Source organism: Gluconobacter kondonii (genome assembly GCF_002723995.1).
In the GTDB taxonomy this organism is placed as follows: domain Bacteria; phylum Pseudomonadota; class Alphaproteobacteria; order Acetobacterales; family Acetobacteraceae; genus Gluconobacter; species Gluconobacter kondonii.
Genome location: NZ_BEWP01000004.1, coordinates 102006 through 122239, shown reverse-complemented (window position 1 = coordinate 122239; position 20234 = coordinate 102006). Strand labels below are relative to the sequence as shown.

Sequence of the window (20234 nt, the reverse complement as noted above, 5' to 3'; positions counted from 1 at the left end):
TATTGTTTGAAAGATTGTTACAATGTCTTCAATTTTAAGTATGATTTATGACAATTATTGTGACACCGAGTGCCAAAAAATCCTATGCTTTTGAGGCATTTCAGGTGCCGGTGAAAGATATGAAGACTGGGTTGAGGCCGTTGTGCGAGGGTTCTGGCGGCGCAGGAAGGCTTGGCTTATGGTTTTTCTGCGGCGGGTTTCGTCTGTCGCTCTGCCGAGAGGACCTGCCATTTTCGTCCGTCCTGCCCTGATCCGTTCCCTTGCTCTGGCAGGTGTGGTTCTGAGCGTGTTGTGCGCGCTTTGTCTGGGGCGTTATCCGCTGTCACCGCTGCGGGTGTTGGGAGTATTCGGGCATTTTCTGCATCTGTCCGCCGGAGTTGACCCGCTTGCGCAGGTGGTGGTGATGCAGGCGCGGTTGCCGCGTATTCTGGCGGCGCTCTTGGTCGGAAGCGCATTGTCCTGTGGCGGCGCGACCTATCAGGCGGTGTTCCGTAACCCGCTGGTTTCGCCGGATCTGCTGGGTGTCCTAAGTGGCGCGGCGTTTGGGGCGGCGCTTGCGATCGTGAGTGGCGGCTCGGCGTTCGTGGTGCAGATGGGCGCCTTCGGGGGCGGGTTGCTGGCGGTCGGGTGTGGGCTGCTGATCAGCAGAACCTTGCCGGGGGGCGGGATTTTAGCCCTGCTTCTGGGGGGGCTGATCGGGAATGCGATTTTCACGGCTTTGCTGTCTCTGGTGAAATATCTGGCCGATCCGATGGATCAGCTTCCGGCCATTGTGGACTGGCTTCTGGGCAGTCTGGCGCCGAGCGGATGGCACGAACTGGCATGGGTGTCTGGCCCGCTCATTATCCTGACAATGGCGCTTGTTCTGTGCGCGCCTGTTCTGGACGTTCTGTCTTTGGGCGATGACGAGGCGCGGAGTCTGGGTGTTTCCGTGCGGGTGATGCGTCCGGTGCTGATCGTTCTGGCGACGCTGGCCTGCGCCATGACGATTTCAATGGCCGGGATCATCGGCTGGATCGGGCTTCTGGTGCCGCATGTGGCGCGCCTGCTCGTCGGGGCAGAGCACCGGAACATGATGCCGGTGACGGCGCTGCTGGGGGCCGGGGGGCTGGTGCTGGCCGATACCTGCGCGCGTAGCCTCACAACGGGCGAGGTTCCGCTTGGGATCGTCACGCAGTTGTTCGGCGCTCTGGCTTTCGTGCTGGTTCTGCGGCGCCTGCGGGGTGGGATGGCATGACGTTGCTGTCGTGTCGCAATCTTGACTTCCGCCAGCCACGGCAGGCCGGGTTTGTGCTGGAGGATATCGATCTTTCGTTGCGGGAAGGCGAACTGGTCGGGCTTCTGGGGCTGAACGGTGCGGGCAAAAGTACGCTGCTGCGGCTTCTGATGGGGTTTCTCACACCCTCGACCGGCGAGGTCTTTCTTGAGGGGCGGTCTCTGCGGGAGTGGCCTGCCTCTGCCATTGCGCGGCATCTGGCCTATGTGCCGCAAAGCCATGTGGCGACGTTTCCTTATACAGTGCGGCGGATGGTGGAGCTTGGGCGGGTGCCGCATTCCGGCCTGATGGGGCGTTTGTCTCCGCAGGACGGGAGGACCGTGGCGGCGGCGCTGGAGCGGATGGGGCTGGAGCGTTTTGCCGATCGTCCCGTCACGGAGCTGTCCGGCGGTGAGCGTCAGCGGGTCGTTCTGGCACGGGCCATCGCACAGGATGCGCGGGGCCTGTTGCTGGATGAGCCGATGACGGGGCTGGATTACGGGTATCAGCTGCGTCTGATGGCGTTGCTGGCGGAACTTGCGCGGGAGGGGCGGCTTGTTATGCTCACGTCGCACCGACCGGAAGAGCTGTATGCGTATGCCAGCCGGGTTCTGGTTCTGGATCATGGCCGGATCGAAGCGGATGGGCCGCCACAGGACGTCGTGACGGCACAACGGATGTCAGCGCTTTACGGGGTGCCTCTGATGCAGATGGATCATGCCGGAAACCGCTTTTTCCATCAGGAAAGGAACGAGAAATGACATTGGGACTGACATTGTCACGGACTCTGAAGCGGTTTTCGGTCCTGACATTTCTGGGGACGGCTTTGCTGGGTGCGATTGCGCTGACGGGGCCGGTCGCCTACGCGGCCCCTCCCACCCGGATTGTGGAAGGCTGGTACGCCCATAATGCGATGCTCATCATGCTGGGGGCGCAGAACCAGATCGTGGGAACCGTGGCGCGTCCGGCAATGCTGCCCTGGATGTTCAAGCTGGTGCCGTCGCTGTCCAGAGCCGAGACGCTGGACCCCGGCAATCTGAATGCGGAAGAGCTTCTGGCGCTTCATCCTGATCTGGTATTCGTGATGGCTTCGAGCCATTCCGCCGATGCCCTGACGCGGGCCGGGCTGAACGTGGTGCCTGAAGGGTTCGACCGGTTTGATTCGATGCTCGACTGCGTGGACGGAACCGCGACCCTGCTTCAGACGCCTTTGGCAGCAAAGCGGGCGCAGGCCTATCGTCTGGCGTTTCTTCAGGCTGTTTCGCAGGCCCCGACCAATCCGCAGGGGCCGCTTGTGCTGCATGTGGAGTCCCTCAAGCCGCTCAGGGTGGATGGTGACGCCAGCATCATCGACCAGTGGATCCGCAGTGCGGGTGGACGGAACGCCGCACAGGGCATTCATGGCAACAAACAGCCCGTTTCGATCGAGCAGGTCCTGTCGTGGAACCCGGATATCGTCATTATTGGTGCCAATGCGGGCGATCCGGCGACGCTGACGCAGGACCTGGTCTGGTCGAAAATCAAGGCCGTAAAGTCCGGGCGAGTCTATCGCAATCCGACCGGCCTGTTTCCTTGGGATCGCTACGGGCCGGAGCTTCTGCTTCAGGTTCTCTGGTCGCGGCAGATCGTCCAGACCGGACAAGTGGATCGGCCTGCGATGATCCGGTCTATCCGCTCTTTCTATCATGAGTTCTATGGTATTGCGCTGTCTGCCGGGGATGCGGAGCTGATGCTCGATGCGCGCCCTCCCGCGTCCGATACGCACTGAAATTCATACTCAGGGACAGCTTCAGATGACGCAGACAGCTTCACAACGCGGTCGGATCGTTCGCCGCAGGGTTCGTGGCGCAGTGGGGCTGCTTCTCGCGGGAAGCGTTCTGGCGGGGATTTCTGTCGGCAAAGCACGAGCGGAAGTGAGTCTGCTGCCCGTTCCGCAGAGCGTTTCGGTGCCCAATGGTGTGGCGCCGATCGGTGGCGGGGTGCAGATCGCGTGGGACACACGCCCCTCTCCCCTGCTGCAACGGGCGGCTGCACGGTTCACGACACGTCTTGCGGCCATCGCCGGGCCTGCGGGTCAGGGTGATCCGTATGTGCTGCATGTGTCTGCTGGGCCGGACCGGGCCTATCTGAGTGTGGATGAAAAGGAGCGTTACGCGCTCACGACGGCGGCCAAGGGCGCGCGGCTGGAGGCGGATGGTCCGGCGGGTGTGATTCACGGTCTGGCGACGCTTCTTCAGCTTGTCCGCACCACCCCGGATGGTGCGGTTGTCGAGCGGATCCATATCGAAGATGCGCCCCGGTTTGCGTGGCGCGGTCTGCTGCTGGACGTGTCGCGGCATTTCGATACGGTCGAAACTGTGGAGCGCCAGCTTGATGCGATGGAACTGGTCAAGCTTAACGTGTTGCACTGGCATCTGAGTGACGGAACGGCCTTTCGGGTCGAAAGCCGGACATATCCGCAGCTTCAGGCCATGACCGCCCCGGATCAGTATTATACGCAGGCGCAGATCCGCGAGGTCGTGTCCTATGCGGCTGATCGCGGTATTCGTGTTGTGCCAGAATTCGACGTTCCGGGGCATGCGTTGGCCATCGTGCGCGCCTATCCGGAACTGGCGGCACAGCCTTTGCCGGATATGAGCGCCAAGGGGCTGAACCTCAACAATGCTGCCCTCGACCCGACCAATCCGCAGACGCTGCGCTTCGTACGGGTTCTGTATGGCGAGATGGGGCGTCTTTTCCCGGACCGCTATATCCATGCGGGCGGTGATGAAGTTGTGTCCTCCCAGTGGACGAAAAATCCGGCGATCGCGGCCTATATGAAAGCGCATGGCTACGAAACCGCCGAAGCGCTTCAGGCTGCTTTCACGGGGCAGGTCGCGGCCATCATCGCCTCGCAAGGTCATGTGATGATGGGATGGGACGAGGTCAGCGAGGCCCCGATCCCGAAAAACGTGGTCGTCGAGCCGTGGCGTGCGTCGAAATGGACGGGATCGGCCACGCGCGCCGGGCATCCGGTCGTGGTGTCGGCGGGATATTATCTCGATCTGCTGCGTCCTGCCGCCACGCATTATGCGGTCGATCCGTTCGATACGCGGGCGGACGGCATTACGCCCGAGCAGCTGGCGAAGTTCCCGCCCAAACATCCCGAGTTCTCCGTGCCGTTTGAACTGGACGTGAACGCCCCGCCTCTGGATGACGCACAGAAAAAGCTGGTGCTGGGAGCGGAAGGGACGCTCTGGGCGGAAATGGTGTCCGAACCGATGCTCGATTCACGGCTTTGGCCCCGGATGGCGGCACTGGCCGAGCGGTTCTGGTCCGCGCAGGACGTGCGGGATGTTCCTGATTTGGAGCGCCGTTTGCCGGGCGTGATGACGGAGCTTGAAGCGACGGGATTACAGGCCACGCAGCATCGTCATGCCATGCGGGAAGCCATGGCGCCGGGACGTTCAGAGCCTCTGGCAGTGCTGACGGATGTGACAGTTCCCGTCCGCAATTATGCGCTCAACCATCTTGCAGCCCCCACCGGAGAGGCCATGCTGTCGACACCTGTGGCAGTCGCGGAGCCTGATTCGTTTGTGGCGACCCAGTTCAATGCGATGGCGGAGCGTTATGCGCAGGGCGAGACGGCGCTGGCAGGCCCGCTGCGGCAGATACTCCAGCGCTGGGCTGATAATGACGCGGCGTTCGTGACAAGTGCGAAAGGAATTCCGGCGCTTGAGGCCGTGGCGCCCGTCTCGCATGCCGTAGGGCAGTTGTCCCGCGCGGGGTTGAATGTTCTGAACGGGCGGAGCGGCTCGGCATGGCGGATGGATGCGGTCCGTCTGCTTCAGGATCAGGACGCGGCGTTTGAGAATTCGGCCAGTATGCTGGCCTCCGCCCATGCTCCGCAACCGCCGGGAGGATTGCTGATTGCGATCCTGCCGGGAATCAAAGCACTTCTTGCGGCAGGGGGGCGATAAGCGTCTCGGATCTGCGCCTCTGGGGGTGGATTTCCGGCGCGCGGCGGGGGACAAGGGGAGCATGACACGTTTTCCGATCCTCCTCCTCGATTATGATGGCACGCTGGCGGAAACGCAGCCGGCCATTCTTCGCAGCCTGAAAGAGGCATTCGATGCCGTGGGCGTTTCCGCGCCCACGTCGGACGCGCTCAAACAGGAACTGACGCGGGGCGGCACGCTCCAGACGCTGTTTCAGGGGATTGTTCCCGAAAGTGACGAACAGGATGCGGCGGCGTTCGTACGTCATTACCGGGCGTTCTATCCGACGGCGGACGAGGAAGAGACGGTTCTGTTTGACGGTGTGGTGGACACGCTGGCGGCGCTGAAAGAACAGGGCACCATCCTCACCATTCTCAGCAACAAACACGCGCCGACCGTCTGTGCGAGCATCGCGCGCTTTGGCCTGACGCCATTCTTTTCAGGTGTTGTGGCCTCCGAACCGCATTTTCCGCACAAGCCTGATCCGCGCGTGATGGATGAACGCATTGTGCCGCTGTTTCCGAAGCAGCCGCGCTCGGACTTTTTGATGGTGGGCGATACCGTGGCCGACCTTCAGTTTGCCCGCAATGCCGGGATCGCATCCTGCTGGGCCAGTTACGGCCACGGATCGGCCACTCAGTGCGCGGCACTGGACCCGGATCTGCGGATCAGGTCTTTCAGCGACCTACCCGCTGCACTTCGGAACTGAAACGCCGCCGTCTGGTCAGGGCGCGGCGGGGCCGATACTGCCGCGCAGGACCAGTTCGGTGTCGAGGATGACGTTCTCGCTGCCGCTGGCTGCACTCAGCAGACGCACGGCTTCCGTTCCCTTGCGTTCGTGAGGTTGGCGGATCGTGCTCAGATCGGCGCCTTCGGCGGCAGGGATGTCGTCGAAGCCGAAGATCGAGACGTCCTGCGGGATGTTCAGACCCAGAGCACGGATGGTCTGCATGGCGCCGATGGCGACGCGGTCGCTCATGGCGAGAATGGCGGTCGGACGCTGGGCGCGGTTCAGCAGGTGGCGAACGCCTTCCGCTCCCATGTCTTCGGAATTAATCGGGATTTCCCAGGCGGGGACGTCTTCGGGAGCGATTTTCGCTTCTTGCAGCGCCAGAAGATAGCCTTCAAGGCGCATGGCGATCGTGCTGTGAGCGATATTGGCGCGTCGCTTTGCCGTCAGAGGGCCGAAATAGCCGTCATGGGCTGTTTTGAGCGACAGAATGCCGAAATGCCGGTGTCCGAGCTCAAGGAGGGTTTTGGCGGCGCGATACGCGGAGCCGCGGTCGTCGATCCCGACATACGGCACGCCATCGAGGCGGGGCTGGTCCACCACGACGAGCGGAACATTGCGCTGCTGGGCCATGAGCACGCAGCGACTGTCGGGAGCGACGGAATAGAGGATATAGCCGTCCACGGCAGCGTTGCCGAGCGAGACGGGGGCGGTGCGGTTGCGCAGATTGCTGCCGGCGGAAATCAGGGCGAGATCGGTTTCCAGATCGTCACAGGACCGGGCGACGCCGTTGAGAACGCTCAGGATTGCGGGGTCGGTGAAGGCGTAGGGCAGGTCTTCGCTGAACAGGAAGCCCAGAGCGCCTGCGCGGCCGGTGGCAAGCTGTTTGGCGGCTGGATCGGGGCCGGTATATCCGAGCTCCTGCGCGGCGGCGAGGATCTTTTCGCGCAGGGCGGCCGAAAGCTGGCCGGGGCGGATATAGGCATTGGAGACCGTTGTGTGAGAGACCCCGACCTGTGCTGCCACATCCTTGAGGGTTACTTTGCGGCGGTCGTACTGTCGGGTCATGCTTTCGGTCTGTCCAGCAAAAGACACCAGACCTGTCAGGGTTGATCCTGACGGTGGCGGCATGGTGTCAGTTTTCTCTTAAAATCACTGGTGGCACCATATCCAGTCTGCCGGGCTGAAACCAGTCACGGACGCGGGAGGCGCCGCGAAAATGACAGATTTCGTAATCACAAACCCGCTGACCCGTGTTTTCGCTGGGACCTCAGGCCTGTTTCGGCTTGGGAGCGGGGGCTTTTTTCGCCTGAGGGACAGGTGCGAACATCGCGCGGCATTGCGGGGAGAGCTTGTCGATCTTTTTCTGCATGCAGGCTGTGATCTTGGCTTCGTTGGGAATAGCCAGCGCGCACAGGCGCAACGCATCGCCTCTGCAGGCTTTCGTCTGTTCTTCGCGTGTTGCGGCGGAAGCCCCGTGCGTGAGTGCAAGGGACAGTCCGGCCAACGCGATACAATAACGGATCATGTGTGTTCTCCTGATTACTGAAGTAAGCGTGTGGGGCTTTTTACGGTTTCAGTCTGAAGAAACTTTATTGGTGACTGTCAGGAGTGAAGAATACGGGCAAATCGCGCCGAAGCCGCCGGGCCGGGTGCAGTTTCGGTGACAGGGGCAGGAAGTTCAGGCGGGAGCGCTCCGGGTTGGAGGCTCATCAAAAGGACGCGCGCGCGTCGGGCGTCGGGCGTGTCGGCCCAGCAGTAATGGATGGCGCGGGATTCGCGCTGGGATTCGATCAGCCCCGCGCGTCTGAGTGCGCCCAGATGCTGGCTCAGTGTTGGCTGTCCGATGCCGGTCATGGTCTCGATCTTGCTGACGGCATGGGTGCTGTCGAGCAGGGCTGAGAGGATCATGAGCCGCTGTGGCTGGGCGAGAATACGCAACCATTCCGCCAGCTCGCGGCTTTTCTCAAGGGGAAGCAGGACGGTCATGAACGCTCCCGGGGCATGGGCTGGAAGAACCATTTGGCACCGGCTTTTTCCACGGCGGCCTGCGTCTGGAGCGGAGGCGCGATGGTGCGCTGTCCGGGTTGCCAGCTTTCGGGCGTGAGGGCTCCTGCGCGGTCTACTTCCTGTAGCGCGCAGAGTAGGCGCAGAAGTTCGGGAACGGAGCGCCCGACCGTGGCGGGGTAGTTCAGGATTGCTCGGACGATGCCCGTGGGATCGATCATGAAAACGGAGCGGACGGTCGCGCTGTCCTGAGCTGTGCTGTCGAGCATGCCGTAAGCCTTGGCGACGGCAAGGGACGGGTCTTCGATAATGGGAAAGGGGACGTGAACGTCGAACTGCGTCCGGATGGCGTTCACCCAGGCCAGATGGGCGGGAAGACTGTCAGCCGAGATTCCGAGAAGTGCGCAGTCCCGCTGCTGGAACTCTTCCGCGCTGCGGGCGAGAGCAATGAATTCGCTGGTGCAGACGGGGGTGAAATCGGCCGGGTGGGCGAACAACAGCACCCAATGCCCGCGCAGGGCGCTCATGATGAACTCGCCATGCGTGGTCCGGGCGCTGAAATCTGGAGCGCGGTCGCCGATGCGAAGGGACGGAAAAGACGATTCAGCGGGAGGGGATACGATCATGGTCCGGTTCCAAAAGCATCAGGGCGCTTGACATGCAATACTTACAATATTAACTTAACAGTTAATGAAAGTGTCGTAAAGACACTCCGTAGCCAGAAGGTGGACGCCATGCACGATGCAGCAATTCAGGCCGCGACCGGCCAGATCCGGCGAACCGAGCAAGGTGCGACGCCCGTTCCCGTCGTCTGTACGTTTTTCGATGAAGCCACGAACACCGCGACGCATGTGGTCCATTGCCCCGTCACGAAGCGCGCTGCCGTCATTGACAGTGTGCTTGATTATGACGCCGCGGCGGGGCGCACGTCGCATGGTTCGGCACAGGCGATTGTCGATTATGTGGAGCGCGAAGGTCTGACTGTGGACTGGCAGCTTGAGACGCATGCCCATGCGGATCATCTCTCCGCCGCGCCCTGGTTGCAGGAAAAAATTGGCGGCAAATTGGGGATCGGCGCGGATATCACGCTGGTTCAGGCTGTGTTCGGCAAGATCTTTAATGCGGGAACCCGGTTTGCGCGGGATGGGTCGCAGTTTGACCACCTGTTCCGCGATGGAGAGACCTTCCGGATCGGAGAACTTCCCGTGACGGTGCTGCATGTTCCGGGCCACACACCTGCGGATATGGCGTTCGTGATCGGGGATGCGGCGTTTGTGGGCGATACGATCTTCATGCCGGATTTCGGCACGGCGCGGGCGGATTTTCCGGGTGGTGATCCACGCCAGTTGTTCCGCTCCATCCGTCGACTCCTGTCACTGCCCGTCGAGACGCGGCTGTTCCTGTGTCATGACTACAAGGCACCGGGACGGGATGAGTATGTCTGGCTGACGACGGTCGGGCATGAGCGCGGCTACAACATTCATGTTCATGACGGTGTGAGCGAAGAAGAGTTCGTACAGATGCGCACCGCCCGCGACGCGACGCTGGCCATGCCCCGTCTGCTGATGCCGTCCGTGCAGGTCAATATGCGCGGTGGGCACCTCCCCGAACCTGAAGCGGACGGCGTGAGCTACATCAAGATCCCCGTCAATCGCGTTTGAATTCCAACAATCCGGCACGGTTGTGCCGTCTTTATTGTTTCTGGAGTGAATTTCCATGCCAACCCGTCATCTGACCGACAGCTATGCCATTTCCCCCCAGATTGCCGTGCAGGATATTGCCGATCTGAAGGCTGAGGGATTTCACACAATCCTCTGCTTCCGTCCTGATGGGGAAGCGCCGGACCAGCCGGAAATGAAAGTAATCGAGGCTGCCGCGAAGGAAGCAGGGCTGGCGTTCGCTGCAATCCCGGTGAAATCCGGGACTGTGCCGAGCGACGCACAGATCGCCGAAACGCGACAGATTCTGGCAACGCTGCCCGCGCCAGTCGTGGGCTATTGCCGCTCCGGCACGCGGGCGGGGCAGATCTGGGCCTTGGCCGAGGCTGGCAAACGCCCCGCCGCGGAAATCTTTGCGGCAACGGAGCGGGCTGGTGTGGATATCAGCCGTCTGCGGACACGGATCGAACAGGTTGCCGCTCCTGCGGCGGCCCCGCGCAAGGACGCAGCTCATTTTCAGGTTCTGATCATCGGCGGTGGCGCGGGTGGTTTGTCGACTGCGGGAAGCCTGCTCAAGCGGAACCGGAATCTGTCGATTGGTGTGGTGGAGCCGTCCAACGAGCATTTCTACCAGCCGGGCTGGACGCTTGTGGGCGGCGGTGTTTTTCAGGCCGCACAAACGCGCCGCAAGGAAGCGGATGTCATGCCGAAAGACGTTGTCTGGGTGAAGCAGGCGGCAAAGCTGTTCCGGCCGGATGTGCGCGAAGTGGTTCTGACGGACGGCACGGTCGTGTCCTATGACGCGCTGGTCGTGGCGACGGGGATTACGCTGAACTGGGACGCTATTCCCGGTCTGGCGGAGACGCTGGGCAAGAATGGCGTGACGTCGAACTACCGTTTCGATCTGGCCCCTTACACTTGGCAGCTTGTGCAGCAGCTCAAGGGTGGAACGGCGATCTTTACCCAGCCGCCTATGCCGATCAAATGCGCGGGCGCGCCGCAGAAAGCCGTGTATCTGTCGTGCGATGCGTGGAAGCGCCGGGGCGTTCTGGACAACATTTCGGTCGAGTTCGATACCGCGACACCGGGGCTGTTCGGTGTGAAGGATTTCGTGCCGCCGCTGATGGAGTACATCAAGCGCTATCACGTCGGGTTGCGCACCGGATCGAAGCTCGTGGAAGTGGACGGACCGAACCGCAAGGCCGTTTTCGAGCGCAAGGTCGGGGAGAATGCGGAGCGGGTCGAGCGGACGTTCGACATGCTGCATGTCGTGCCGCCGCAGAGCGCGCCGCAGGTGATCCGCGACAGTGCGCTCTCGGGATCGGACGGGTTTGTTGAGGTCAATCCGGCGACGTTGCAGCATGTGCGTTTCCCGGATGTGTTCGCTCTTGGGGATGTGATCGGCACGTCCTGCGCCAAGACCGCAGCGGCGGTCCGCGTGCAGGCGCCTGTGGTGGCGACCAATGTGCTCGCGTTTCTGAAGCATCAGGGCCCGGTTTCGGAATATGAGGGCTATGGCGCCTGTCCGCTGACGGTGGAGAACGGACGGATCGTGCTGGCCGAGTTCAGCTATGGCGGCAAACTGGCTCCGACGTTGCCGAAATGGCTGCTCAACGGACAGAAGCCGACGCGCCTTGCCTGGTGGCTCAAGAAATACATCATGCCGCTGATGTATTGGGACGGGATGTTGAAAGGGCGTGAGCTGATGGTCGCGCCCAAGCCCCTGAATGTGAAAAAGGGCGGCTGAGCGGATCGTGCATATTGCCCTTGAGCTGGCCTGCGGTGTTCTGATCGGGTTTACGCTGGGACTGATCGGGGGCGGCGGGTCCATTCTGGCCGTTCCCCTGATGGTCTATGTCGTGGGTGTGAAAAACGCCCATGTCGCCATCGGAACGAGCGCCATGGCGGTAGCGGTCAACGCTCTGGCTGGGTTGGTCAGCCATGCCCGCGCGGGGACGGTCAAATGGAAATGCGCGGGCATTTTCGCACCGTGCGGCGTAGCTGGGGCGTTGATCGGGGCAGCGTTTGGTAAGGCGGTGAATGGCGAAAAGCTGTTGCTGTGTTTTGCGCTGCTGATGGTCGTGGTCGGTGTGCTCATGCTGCGGGGGCGCCGCAACAAGGGGGAGGCCGGGGCGGCGTGTAACCGTCAGAACATGCCGCGCGTCATGATGGCCGGGGCCGGGACGGGCGTGCTGTCCGGGTTTTTCGGGATTGGCGGCGGGTTTCTGATCGTCCCGGCGCTGATTGCCTGCACACGGATGCCCATTCTCAATGCGGTCGGCACATCGCTGGTCGCGGTGGCGGCGCTGGGTGCCAGTACGGCGCTGAGTTACATGCTTTCGGGCTATGTGGACTGGGTGATGGGTTTGCTGTTTGTGGCGGGGGGCGTCATCGGCAGCTTTCTCGGGACCCGTGCGGCAAAGCGCCTTTCAGGCTCCGGTCCTGCGCTGACGACGTTCTTTGCTTGCGTCATCTTTATGGTTGCGGCGTACATGATCTGGAAGAGCCTCGCCGCGCTGTAAGAGGCGTCAGTCGAGGCCGAAATTCGGAAAAATCGTGAAGCACACCATTGAGAAATAGAACATGACCGCCAGCAGGATGTGACACATATAAAGCGGTGCAATCATGGCGCCGCGTCTGCGGAAAAACGCCATCAGGACACCAAAGGTCGCAATGGCGACGGCGAGCGCCACGTTTAGCATGAGGCGATTGTCACCATTGCTGATCGCAATGACGAGAAAGACCGCGCCAACAATGGCCGATCCGACATGGACGGGCGTGAGGAAGCTGAAAGGGCGCTTGTAGCGGGCCGCGAAGATAGCGAGCCAGACGCCCATGATCACCGTGAGAGTGAAGCACCCCGTCGAAGCATACAGCATCAGTCGTCCATCCTGTCTCTGCGCAAAATCGCGGAGCCGTGACTGGAGCAGTCGGAAGTCCGCACATGCCGTTCTGGTGGTTTGTTTACTCCAGAACGGTTTTGCGGGCCATATGTTCCGGACCATCGCGCCCTTGTCAGAGCAGGTATATAAAAATCGATACCACCCAGAGGTATGATGATTTTCAAGGTTTCCTTTCTGTTTCGATATGACATACTCATGAAACGAAACAGGAGAGGGGGCATGGGACAGGATGGATCTGGGAGCGCGCCTGCGGTTTGTCCGGACAGCCAGAAATCTGTCCCAGCGTGAACTGGCCAAGCGGACCGGCGTCACCAATTCCACCATTTCCCTGATTGAATCCGGGGATATGAATCCTTCGGTTGGAACGCTCAAGCGGGTTCTGGACGGGATTCCCGTAACGCTTGGCGAGTTTTTCAGCCTTGTCCCGGAGGGTGATGAGAAAATCTTCTACCGGGCGAATGAACTGCTGACGTTTGAGCAGGACGGTGTGGTGTTCCGGCAAGTGGGGGCGCCATCCTGTAGGCGGACACTCCAGATTTTGCGGGAGAACTATGCGTTTGGTGCCGATACCGGGGCTGCGGTTTATGCCCATGAAGGTGAAGAAGGCGGTTTCGTTCTGCAAGGACGTATAGAGATTACGGTCGGGGAGCGGCAGGAGATCCTGGAACCGGGGGATGCCTATCATTTTGACAGTCGCCAGCCACACCGGTTCCGATGTCTGAGTTCCGAAGGCTGTGAGATCATCAGCGCCTGTACGCCACCGACATTCTGAGCTTTTTGTTCTGATCTTCAAAAGAACGGGAGGGGTGTGGCCGTCTCCCGGTTGCTGCGTTCTATCGTCTGGTGGGCCTGTCAGACATGTGAGATGGGTGTGCTCAGGGGGGAGCCGCGGGCATGCGAGACCGTCCGTATCCTGAACGTATCAACTGGCGACGTCTCGTATCCGGATTTGTGCGGACGGGGCTACGCGTGTTGATGTGCGTGTGCGTTCTGGAGGGGACGGTATGGGGAGAAACCGTCACGCGGACACCTGACATCTGCCCGGTTCGCAAAGCCGTTTTGCAGATCGACACGAAGGCGCTTGCAGCGGCTGTCGCAGAGCTGGAGCGCAAGACGCGATGCCCGGTGTTGATGGATGATGCGCTTTTGCAGGACGGAAGAAGCGTGACCGTCAGGGGGCTGTATACACCACGGGGTGCGCTGGTGCGGCTGCTGGGCAATGCGGAACTGGACGTGATCGAGACGGTTCAGGGGCTGGCGGTCATGCCGCTGACCTATCGCGAGGCGCATCGCAGGGATCATGCCTCGCATCTGTAAGTGTTGTTCCAGTTATTGGGGGCGCGATTTCCAGATCCGGCGTTGCAGCACGAAGGTCAGGAGCGCCATCAGGGCGAGGTACGCCAGAGCGTAGAGGCCGATCCGTCTGCGTTCTGCTGCGTGCGGATGCGCGACGTCGTTGAGAAAGGCCGAAACGTCGGTTGCCATCTGTTGGGTGGTGGCTTTTGTACCGTCCGGGTAGGTCAGCATTCCGTCCTGAAGGGGCGGCGGCATGCCGATATGCTTCCATTTCAGCGCAGTGTTGTAATAACGGCCGTCATCGAGTTTCACACCTGCAGGTGTGGGGGCATAGGACAGGAGGATGCGCCGGATCTGTTCTGCGCCCCCCGGTAATGTCATGGCCAGACGGGAGAGATCCGGCGGAAGCAGCCCGTGATTGGCCAGACGCCCTACAGCCTCGTTGGGATAGGGCGAGAGGATGGGATCGGCGGGTGTGGCGGGACGGGTTTTCGGATCGCCATTGTCGTCCGTTCCGTTCGGGATCTGCTGATCGGCAGCCCAGCTTCGGATGGCGTCTGGAGAGAGTCCGAAGGCGGCCATATCGCCGTAGTCGACATGATCCATGCCGTGGCAGGCGGCGCAAACCTGCTGGAAGACCATCAGGCCACGCTGGGCGGGTGTGCTGGCGCAGGCAGGGAGGGTTGCGAGCAGGGGGGGGAGGCTGGCGACAAGTATGAGATCTCGGATCAGGCGGTTCATGATGTGATCTCCCGTTCCGAAACGAGCGGCATGACCACCAGAAAGTGGATAAACCACCATGCCATCGCCAGACGGCTGACGATCAGCCATGTTTCGGTCGGCGGATGCATCCCCGCGACGCCCAGCAGAATAAAAGACAGGAAAGCCACTGGCAGGGACAGTCGTACCAGTGGGCGGCGTGTGGCCGAACGGGTGGGGGAACGGTCCAGCGAGGGCAGGGCGAACAGAACGGCGAGGCTGCCGACAGCGAGGAGCAGCCCGCCAAGGCGGGACGGCACTGCACGGAGGATCGCGTAGAACGGTGCGAAATACCATTCCGGCCGGATGTCACGCGGTGTCACGAGGGGATTGGCCTGAACATAATTGTCCGCGAGCGTCAGCAGATCGGGCAGGAAAAAGACCAGTCCGGCATAGACCATCAGGAACAGACAGAGCGCGAAGCCGTCCCGGCTGGTGTAATACGGATGGAACGGGAGGGTCTGTTTCGGGCTGACGGGGTCGATGCCGGAAGGATTGTTCGGCTTGACCACATGCAGGGCCGTAACATGCAGGGCAATGACGGCGACGATCGCAAAGGCCATTGTGAAATGCAGCACGAACAGGCGGTGCAGGGCCGTATTCCCCAGCGTTTCGCCACCCAGAAGCAGTTCGGAAACCGGCTTGCCGATCAGGGGAATGGTGTGGGCGGCATTCAGGACCACCGTGGCGCCCCAGTAGGACATTTGCCCCCAGGGTAGGACATAACCGGCGAACGCTGTGACCATCACCATCAGCATCAGGCCGAGCCCTGTCAGCCAGAGTAACTCGCGCGGAGCCTTGTAGGAGCCGTACCAGAGGCTGCGCGCAATATGGATGTAGAGGCAGGCGAACAGCATCGTCACGCCGCCCATATGCAGGCTGCGCAGGAACCAGCCTGAGGGGATCTGACGGTCGATCGCTTCGACGCTGGCGAAGGCCTGTGTGATGTCGGGGGTGTAGTTGATGGCGAGGAACAGGCCGCTGGCAATCATGATGGCCATCGTGACCATCAGGAAGGCGCCGAAGCTCCAGAGGGCATTGAGATTCCGGGGCATCGGAAACGCGATGTATTCGCGGCGCAGGACGCTCATGACGGGCAGACGTCGTTCAAGCCATCCGGGAGTTTTCTCAGGTGCGGGCATGGGGTCCGGTCCTCAGATCTGCTGGATGTCGGACATGCTGAAGCCCGGATCGCCCGCACTGTGGCCGATGCGGATTTTCGTGTCGGAGAGGAACGTCACCGGCGGGACCGGCAGATTGTACGGCGCGGGCGCGCGTTGTGCGACACGGCCTGCGGCATCGAAATGCGAGCCATGACAGGGGCAGAAATATCCGCCTTCTGCCTCGGGCGCAGAGCCGGGTTTCTCGAAAGACGGGACACAGCCCAGATGGGTGCAGATCCCGACCAGAACCCCGTAATCGGGGCGGACCGAGCGGTGCCAGTTCGTGGCATCTTTCGGTTGCTGAAGCATTTTCGAGTCTGCGTCGCGCAGGGTGGCGATGTGCGCGGGGGTCTGGAGTGCGGCCAGCATCTGTGGTGTGCGGCGCTGGATGAAAATGGGCCAGTCCTGCCATTGCACGGTCATGTCCTGTCCGGGAGCAAGGGAAGACAGATCGACCTCCAGCGTTTTGTCGGACAGCGTCGTGGCGGCCGGATTTTTCAGGCTGGTGAGAAAAGGGACGGCAAGGGCGCAGGCACCCGCGCAGCCCAGTGTTACGGTTGCGGTCGTCAGCAGGTCGCGCCGTTTCGTGCCGCCCGAGGAAGGGGACGTCTCGCTCTGGGTCATGCGGAACCTCTGTCGACTGTGCCGGAGTTCCGGCAGGAAAGATGCGCGCAGGATAGGCGGATTTGCGTTTTCGAGAAAGACACGCTGCTTCGCCGGGAGCGGTAGCTTTCAGACGAAGCGGGGGGTAGTGTGTTTCAAACTGCTACGACAACGCATATGCCGGAGGGCTTCGGGCCATGATGATGAGACACGGGTTCAGGATCATGCTGGCGGGGCTTCTTGGCATGGGACCGTTGGTGGCGTCTGCGGCGATGGCGGCGGATGGTGCGGCGCTCTACGCGGGAAAATGCGCGATGTGTCACGGCCCTGCGGGCGCAGGGCGGCCCGGCACTTTTCCGGCCCTTGCGGGGCGGGTTGGTGCCATCGCTTCTTCACCCGAGGGGAAGGCATATCTTGCGGCGGTTCTGGTGAATGGGCTGCATGGGCCGATTCTTGTGGAAGGGCAGTCCTACAAGGGATTTATGCCGTCGTTTAAGGCGCTCTCCGATGACGATATTGCCGCTGTTCTGAGCTATGCAGCGACGCTGGGAGGCGGATCGTCGTCCGGGATTTCCGCTCAGGAGGTCGCATCCGTCCGATCGGTCCCGATGGATGCAGCGGCAGTTCAGGCCAAAAGAACGGCGCTTCAGGCGAGTCACGTTATTCCCTGATGGAAAATGGACATCTTTTGATATCAAATAAACGCAATTGCGTGTTGTAACGAAGCGTCTATCTCTGACTAGCTGCGTTAACTCAAAAGATGATGTCGACCGATCAAATGGTCAGGAAGGGAAATACTCATGTCGCAGACCGCAGTGACGCATACTTTACCGCTAAAGCCTGTTCATGTTCCCGTCCGGGACCGTGCGTTGATCCGTGCGCCGGGACGGCCGATCAATCTTGGCCTGAAAGACAATATCCTCGCGGCAATCGCGCAGGTTCTGGCGGAAGAAGGCTATCAGGGCCTCACCATCAGTCGCGTGGCCAAGGCCGCAGGCGTTTCAACCGCTACGGTCTATCGGCGCTGGCCCACGAAACAGGCGATGTTCTTCGATGCGATCCGTTTGTGGCGCGATGATCTGACGCCGCAGATTGATACGGGAAGCTTTGCCGGGGATGTAGACGAACTCATTGCCGCGCGCATCCGCTTCCTCGCCACCCCGCTGGGCCGGACTTACGGCACTCTGCTGGGTGAGGCCGTGCATGATCCGGAGTTCGGTCAGGTTCTGTGGGAAGTCAGTGTGGTGCCGGCGCGCGCTCAGATGGCGCTGTTCCTTGAGCGCGCAAGTCAGCGTGGCGAGAAAGTCTTCTGCCAGCATGCCGATACAGTTCTGGACATGCTTCTCAGCACGATCCATTTCCGCGCCATGAACATGCTGGGGCGCGAGCCCATGGACGCGCAGAGCAATCTGCGGGAAATCCAGTCGCTCGCGCGGTGTCTGATTTCCTGCTGAAGGAACGGGTGTTTTTCAGAAGCCGTATGAGATCCGGCCGCCGATAAAGCGCGGTGGCCCGGGGATGTAGAAATAGGTCGTCGTCGCCATACCGCCGCTTTCGAAAAAGCTGCGGTTGAGCAGGTTGGAGGCGTAAATCGTGGCCTCCCACTTCCCTGACGAGGGGCGCAGGGTCGCATGGGCGCCGAGCAGAAAATACGGTGGCAGGCGATAGAAGCCCGTGCCGCCGACCGCGATGGCCTGACTGCCGCGATAGGACCAGTCTGGCCCGACATCGAGCCCGAGAGCCGATGTCAGAGGCTGTCGCCATTCCGCCTGACCGTTCAGGGTCAGCTTGGGCTGGCCGTTATCCACGCCTGCAAAGTTGCTGTTGACGGCCCGCCAGACGCCCGTTTTGGCGTAGGCCGCATTCGTGGCGGCGCGGTTGACGTTCAGAAAGTCCTGATAATTGCCACGCTGCCAGCCAATATTCTGCGTCACGAAAACATGGCGTATGGGGTGGAATTCGACCGTGCCTTCGAAACCCCAGCTTTCGGACTTCGGGACATTCGTGATTTCGCTGAGCGGGCCGTAATTCGGGATCAGGACCGTGCCGACAACCTGCTGGCCGTGGAAGTCGTTATAGAATGCCGCACCATTCAGACGCAGGACATTGGGGATCGGATCGCTTTTGAAACCGAATTCGTAGGTCAGAACCGTCTCGGGGCCGAACGGATCAAGCTGGGCCTGGATCTGGGTGTTGTTGGCGCTGAAACCGCCGGGTTTGAAGCCTTTGCTCATCTTGTAATAGACGAGCGTGGTTTTTGTCGCCTGCCATGAAACGCCGACCTGTCCGGCGAACTGGGCCGCAGCCGTGCTCTCGCCGTGGAAAGCCGTCGTCTTTCCGCCGAAAATTTCAGACGTCAGGCCCGGCAGGCTGCGGTCGTCGATTTCGTGCAGCAGACCCGCGAAAAGTGTCACATTATGAGGCAGGCGATAGCTGACATGGCCAAATTCGGACGTGCTTTCCTGATTCATGGAAAAGGACGTCGCCATCATGTAACCGCGCGCCGCATAGTCGGTATAATCGAAGAAGAAACGCTGTTTCATCCGGCTGCGCTGATAGAATGCGCCTACTACCCATTGCAGGCGGCTGTCGGGATTGCTGGAGCCCAGACGCAGCTCCTGCGTGAAGGCGTTGGCACTGATGGTGCGGTAGGTGTCGGCTTCGGCCCGTGATGTGCCGTCCTGATCGGTGTATTCGCCCTGTCGTCCGGTTTCGAAGGCCGTGACGGATGTGAGTTTCGCAACTCCGAAATCATGGTCCATATGCAGGTCCCAGCCCCAGAACTGGTTGTGTTCGCTGGGTTTGAGACCTTCCGGACGTCCGATCAGGTTCGCGAATTGCGGTCGCATCGACCATTCGGCCTGTTGCTGGCCGAGATGCGGCAGCGCGGCCGAACCGATCAGGCGATGGACGGCCTGACTGGTGACGACCTGACTGTTGTCCTGCACGAAATGCCCGGATAGCAGGATCGTGGTGCGGTTGTCGTCTGAATGCCAGCGCAGCTTGCCACGCAGGGCGTAGGAGTCTGCATCGCCCAGATGGGCACCGTTTTGCGGATCGGTCTGCCAGCCACCACCCTGCCGGATCTGTCCGGCCAGACGGAAATCGAGCCCCTTGGCGATCGGACCTGAAATATAGGCCTCGCTCCGGCTTCGGGCGTAAGACGCGATGTCCTGACTGGCGCCGTAGTGCCATGTGCTGGTTGGGTCGGCGGTGCGGAAGCGGATTTCGCCGCCGGTATCGGACTGCCCATGCGTGGTCCCGACCGGGCCCGGAGCAACTGTGACGTCCGCCAGATCGAACATCAACCCGCTCGACAGCGTCGAGAACGCGAACGGCACGTCATCGAAATAGGTCATGACGGTAGGAATATTGTTCTGGGTGAAGTCGTTGAAGCCGACGCCGCGCAGGTAGAAATTGTTGGAGGCCGTGCCGTTGACTGACTGGATCGTCAGGTTGGGGGCCACGCGCTCCAGACCGCGCAGGGTGACGACGCCGCGCTGGATCAGGCGTTCTGCGCTCAGGCGGGTGTCAGCATCCGGTAGGTGTTGTGCTGCAACAAAGGCGAAATCCGTGCGGCGCGCGGTGACGGCGATCGTTTCGGTATTACGGGCCTGAACGGATTGTGGAGTGGTTTTGCGCGGGGCTGGCTTTGTCCCTGACGGATGGGCATTCGCGTGATGGGGGGCTCCGGTTTTTCCGTGCAGCGGCTTCGCTTTCTCCGTCGGGGCGGCGAGAGCGAGGGACGGACCGAGGAGGCTGGCGCTCAGGAGAAGGGCCTTGCGAAGCGTCATGGAAAGGTCGGAGCTCCTGAAAAGGACGGCGTCAGTCGTGGGGGCAGTCTGCCTGAGAGCGCAGGCAAACCCGGCAATTCACGGTGCTT

21 protein-coding genes are annotated in these 20234 nt (G+C 61.3%); 12 read left to right on the top strand and 9 right to left on the bottom strand.

Annotation, left to right across the window (positions count from 1 at the left end; genetic code table 11):
• Positions 1 to 178: 178 nt before the first annotated feature.
• From GKO01_RS05960 to GKO01_RS05940, 5 genes are all read left to right on the top strand, one after another.
• The gene (locus tag GKO01_RS05960) at positions 179 to 1237 is read left to right on the top strand and encodes a FecCD family ABC transporter permease (RefSeq protein WP_099286228.1); all 1059 of its coding nucleotides are present in this window, start codon (positions 179 to 181) and stop codon (positions 1235 to 1237) included.
• Positions 1234 to 2016 carry an ABC transporter ATP-binding protein gene (locus tag GKO01_RS05955; RefSeq protein ID WP_099286227.1) on the top strand — a complete coding sequence of 261 codons (783 nt, stop codon included), beginning with the start codon at positions 1234 to 1236 and terminating at the stop codon, positions 2014 to 2016. Before GKO01_RS05960 ends, GKO01_RS05955 begins: the two co-directional genes overlap by 4 nt.
• Positions 2013 to 3023, top strand: coding sequence for an ABC transporter substrate-binding protein (locus tag GKO01_RS05950; RefSeq protein ID WP_099286226.1), 1011 nt, complete (start codon positions 2013 to 2015; stop codon positions 3021 to 3023). The genes GKO01_RS05955 and GKO01_RS05950 overlap by 4 nt, the downstream gene beginning before the upstream one ends.
• Positions 3024 to 3048: 25 nt before the next feature.
• Positions 3049 to 5214: a family 20 glycosylhydrolase gene (locus GKO01_RS05945; protein ID WP_099286336.1), complete on the top strand. Its 2166-nt coding sequence runs from the start codon at positions 3049 to 3051 to the stop codon at positions 5212 to 5214.
• A gap of 61 nt (positions 5215 to 5275) precedes the next feature.
• Positions 5276 to 5941, top strand: coding sequence for an HAD family hydrolase (locus GKO01_RS05940; protein ID WP_099286335.1), 666 nt, complete (start codon positions 5276 to 5278; stop codon positions 5939 to 5941).
• Between the two features lie 15 nt (positions 5942 to 5956).
• Here the strand turns inward: GKO01_RS05940 and GKO01_RS05935 are convergent, their stop codons facing one another.
• The 4 genes from GKO01_RS05935 to GKO01_RS05920 all read right to left on the bottom strand — a co-directional run bounded on the left by GKO01_RS05935 (position 5957) and on the right by GKO01_RS05920 (position 8595).
• Positions 5957 to 7093 carry a LacI family DNA-binding transcriptional regulator gene (locus GKO01_RS05935; protein WP_228125383.1) on the bottom strand — a complete coding sequence of 379 codons (1137 nt, stop codon included), beginning with the start codon at positions 7091 to 7093 and terminating at the stop codon, positions 5957 to 5959.
• Between the two features lie 139 nt (positions 7094 to 7232).
• A complete protein-coding gene (locus tag GKO01_RS05930) occupies positions 7233 to 7490 on the bottom strand; it encodes a hypothetical protein (RefSeq protein WP_099286225.1) in 258 nt (85 codons plus the stop codon).
• Between the two features lie 77 nt (positions 7491 to 7567).
• On the bottom strand, positions 7568 to 7951 hold the full coding sequence (locus GKO01_RS05925) for an ArsR/SmtB family transcription factor (RefSeq protein ID WP_099286224.1): 384 nt from the start codon (positions 7949 to 7951) through the stop codon (positions 7568 to 7570).
• Positions 7948 to 8595 (bottom strand): peroxiredoxin, encoded by a 648-nt coding sequence (locus GKO01_RS05920; protein WP_099286223.1) that lies wholly within the window; start codon positions 8593 to 8595, stop codon positions 7948 to 7950. Before GKO01_RS05920 ends, GKO01_RS05925 begins: the two co-directional genes overlap by 4 nt.
• Before the next feature lie 108 nt (positions 8596 to 8703).
• Here GKO01_RS05920 and GKO01_RS05915 point away from each other — a divergent pair, with 108 nt between their 5' ends.
• Genes GKO01_RS05915 through GKO01_RS05905 form a run of 3 tightly spaced genes read left to right on the top strand, consistent with a single transcriptional unit; the run spans position 8704 to position 12149 of the window.
• On the top strand, positions 8704 to 9630 hold the full coding sequence (locus GKO01_RS05915; RefSeq protein WP_099286222.1) for an MBL fold metallo-hydrolase: 927 nt from the start codon (positions 8704 to 8706) through the stop codon (positions 9628 to 9630).
• 55 nt (positions 9631 to 9685) lie between these two features.
• A complete protein-coding gene (locus tag GKO01_RS05910) occupies positions 9686 to 11374 on the top strand; it encodes a bifunctional protein tyrosine phosphatase family protein/NAD(P)/FAD-dependent oxidoreductase (RefSeq protein WP_099286221.1) in 1689 nt (562 codons plus the stop codon).
• Positions 11375 to 11381: 7 nt separating this feature from the next.
• Positions 11382 to 12149, top strand: a complete 768-nt coding sequence (locus GKO01_RS05905) for a sulfite exporter TauE/SafE family protein (RefSeq protein WP_099286220.1) — start codon at positions 11382 to 11384, stop codon at positions 12147 to 12149.
• Positions 12150 to 12155: 6 nt separating this feature from the next.
• On the opposite strand, the gene GKO01_RS05900 is transcribed toward GKO01_RS05905, so the two are convergent.
• On the bottom strand, positions 12156 to 12506 hold the full coding sequence (locus GKO01_RS05900) for a hypothetical protein (RefSeq protein WP_099286219.1): 351 nt from the start codon (positions 12504 to 12506) through the stop codon (positions 12156 to 12158).
• A gap of 253 nt (positions 12507 to 12759) precedes the next feature.
• On the opposite strand from GKO01_RS05900, the gene GKO01_RS05895 reads away from it, so the two are divergent.
• On the top strand, positions 12760 to 13302 hold the full coding sequence (locus tag GKO01_RS05895; protein WP_099286218.1) for a cupin domain-containing protein: 543 nt from the start codon (positions 12760 to 12762) through the stop codon (positions 13300 to 13302).
• Between the two features lie 122 nt (positions 13303 to 13424).
• Positions 13425 to 13847, top strand: coding sequence for a hypothetical protein (locus tag GKO01_RS05890; RefSeq protein WP_145994736.1), 423 nt, complete (start codon positions 13425 to 13427; stop codon positions 13845 to 13847).
• 12 nt (positions 13848 to 13859) lie between these two features.
• Here GKO01_RS05890 and GKO01_RS05885 read toward each other — a convergent pair whose 3' ends face one another.
• The 3 genes from GKO01_RS05885 to petA are packed head-to-tail and all read right to left on the bottom strand — an operon-like array spanning position 13860 to position 16372.
• Complete coding sequence (locus GKO01_RS05885) at positions 13860 to 14567, bottom strand: cytochrome c1 (protein ID WP_099286216.1); 708 nt, start codon at positions 14565 to 14567, stop codon at positions 13860 to 13862.
• Positions 14564 to 15727 carry a cytochrome b gene (locus tag GKO01_RS05880; RefSeq protein WP_099286215.1) on the bottom strand — a complete coding sequence of 388 codons (1164 nt, stop codon included), beginning with the start codon at positions 15725 to 15727 and terminating at the stop codon, positions 14564 to 14566. Before GKO01_RS05880 ends, GKO01_RS05885 begins: the two co-directional genes overlap by 4 nt.
• A gap of 12 nt (positions 15728 to 15739) precedes the next feature.
• Positions 15740 to 16372, bottom strand: a complete 633-nt coding sequence (gene petA / locus GKO01_RS05875; RefSeq protein ID WP_099286214.1) for a ubiquinol-cytochrome c reductase iron-sulfur subunit — start codon at positions 16370 to 16372, stop codon at positions 15740 to 15742.
• Between the two features lie 176 nt (positions 16373 to 16548).
• Here petA and GKO01_RS05870 point away from each other — a divergent pair, with 176 nt between their 5' ends.
• Positions 16549 to 17022 (top strand): c-type cytochrome, encoded by a 474-nt coding sequence (locus GKO01_RS05870; RefSeq protein ID WP_228120635.1) that lies wholly within the window; start codon positions 16549 to 16551, stop codon positions 17020 to 17022.
• Positions 17023 to 17151: 129 nt separating this feature from the next.
• Entirely contained in the window at positions 17152 to 17805 is a 654-nt protein-coding gene (locus GKO01_RS05865; RefSeq protein WP_099286213.1) for a TetR/AcrR family transcriptional regulator, read from the top strand.
• Between the two features lie 15 nt (positions 17806 to 17820).
• Here the strand turns inward: GKO01_RS05865 and GKO01_RS05860 are convergent, their stop codons facing one another.
• Entirely contained in the window at positions 17821 to 20145 is a 2325-nt protein-coding gene (locus GKO01_RS05860; RefSeq protein WP_099286212.1) for a TonB-dependent receptor, read from the bottom strand.
• Positions 20146 to 20234: the final 89 nt, after the last annotated feature.

Coding starts and splice junctions, on each gene's coding strand:
- GKO01_RS05960 (WP_099286228.1), top strand. CDS start 179: ATGGTTTTTCTGCGGCGGGTTTCGTCTGTCGCTCTGCCGAGAGGACCT.
- GKO01_RS05955 (WP_099286227.1), top strand. CDS start 1,234: ATGACGTTGCTGTCGTGTCGCAATCTTGACTTCCGCCAGCCACGGCAG.
- GKO01_RS05950 (WP_099286226.1), top strand. CDS start 2,013: ATGACATTGGGACTGACATTGTCACGGACTCTGAAGCGGTTTTCGGTC.
- GKO01_RS05945 (WP_099286336.1), top strand. CDS start 3,049: ATGACGCAGACAGCTTCACAACGCGGTCGGATCGTTCGCCGCAGGGTT.
- GKO01_RS05940 (WP_099286335.1), top strand. CDS start 5,276: ATGACACGTTTTCCGATCCTCCTCCTCGATTATGATGGCACGCTGGCG.
- GKO01_RS05935 (WP_228125383.1), bottom strand. CDS start 7,093: ATGCCGCCACCGTCAGGATCAACCCTGACAGGTCTGGTGTCTTTTGCT.
- GKO01_RS05930 (WP_099286225.1), bottom strand. CDS start 7,490: ATGATCCGTTATTGTATCGCGTTGGCCGGACTGTCCCTTGCACTCACG.
- GKO01_RS05925 (WP_099286224.1), bottom strand. CDS start 7,951: ATGACCGTCCTGCTTCCCCTTGAGAAAAGCCGCGAGCTGGCGGAATGG.
- GKO01_RS05920 (WP_099286223.1), bottom strand. CDS start 8,595: ATGATCGTATCCCCTCCCGCTGAATCGTCTTTTCCGTCCCTTCGCATC.
- GKO01_RS05915 (WP_099286222.1), top strand. CDS start 8,704: ATGCACGATGCAGCAATTCAGGCCGCGACCGGCCAGATCCGGCGAACC.
- GKO01_RS05910 (WP_099286221.1), top strand. CDS start 9,686: ATGCCAACCCGTCATCTGACCGACAGCTATGCCATTTCCCCCCAGATT.
- GKO01_RS05900 (WP_099286219.1), bottom strand. CDS start 12,506: ATGCTGTATGCTTCGACGGGGTGCTTCACTCTCACGGTGATCATGGGC.
- GKO01_RS05895 (WP_099286218.1), top strand. CDS start 12,760: ATGGATCTGGGAGCGCGCCTGCGGTTTGTCCGGACAGCCAGAAATCTG.
- GKO01_RS05890 (WP_145994736.1), top strand. CDS start 13,425: ATGCGAGACCGTCCGTATCCTGAACGTATCAACTGGCGACGTCTCGTA.
- GKO01_RS05885 (WP_099286216.1), bottom strand. CDS start 14,567: ATGAACCGCCTGATCCGAGATCTCATACTTGTCGCCAGCCTCCCCCCC.
- GKO01_RS05880 (WP_099286215.1), bottom strand. CDS start 15,727: ATGCCCGCACCTGAGAAAACTCCCGGATGGCTTGAACGACGTCTGCCC.
- petA (WP_099286214.1), bottom strand. CDS start 16,372: ATGACCCAGAGCGAGACGTCCCCTTCCTCGGGCGGCACGAAACGGCGC.
- GKO01_RS05870 (WP_228120635.1), top strand. CDS start 16,549: ATGATGATGAGACACGGGTTCAGGATCATGCTGGCGGGGCTTCTTGGC.
- GKO01_RS05865 (WP_099286213.1), top strand. CDS start 17,152: ATGTCGCAGACCGCAGTGACGCATACTTTACCGCTAAAGCCTGTTCAT.
- GKO01_RS05860 (WP_099286212.1), bottom strand. CDS start 20,145: ATGACGCTTCGCAAGGCCCTTCTCCTGAGCGCCAGCCTCCTCGGTCCG.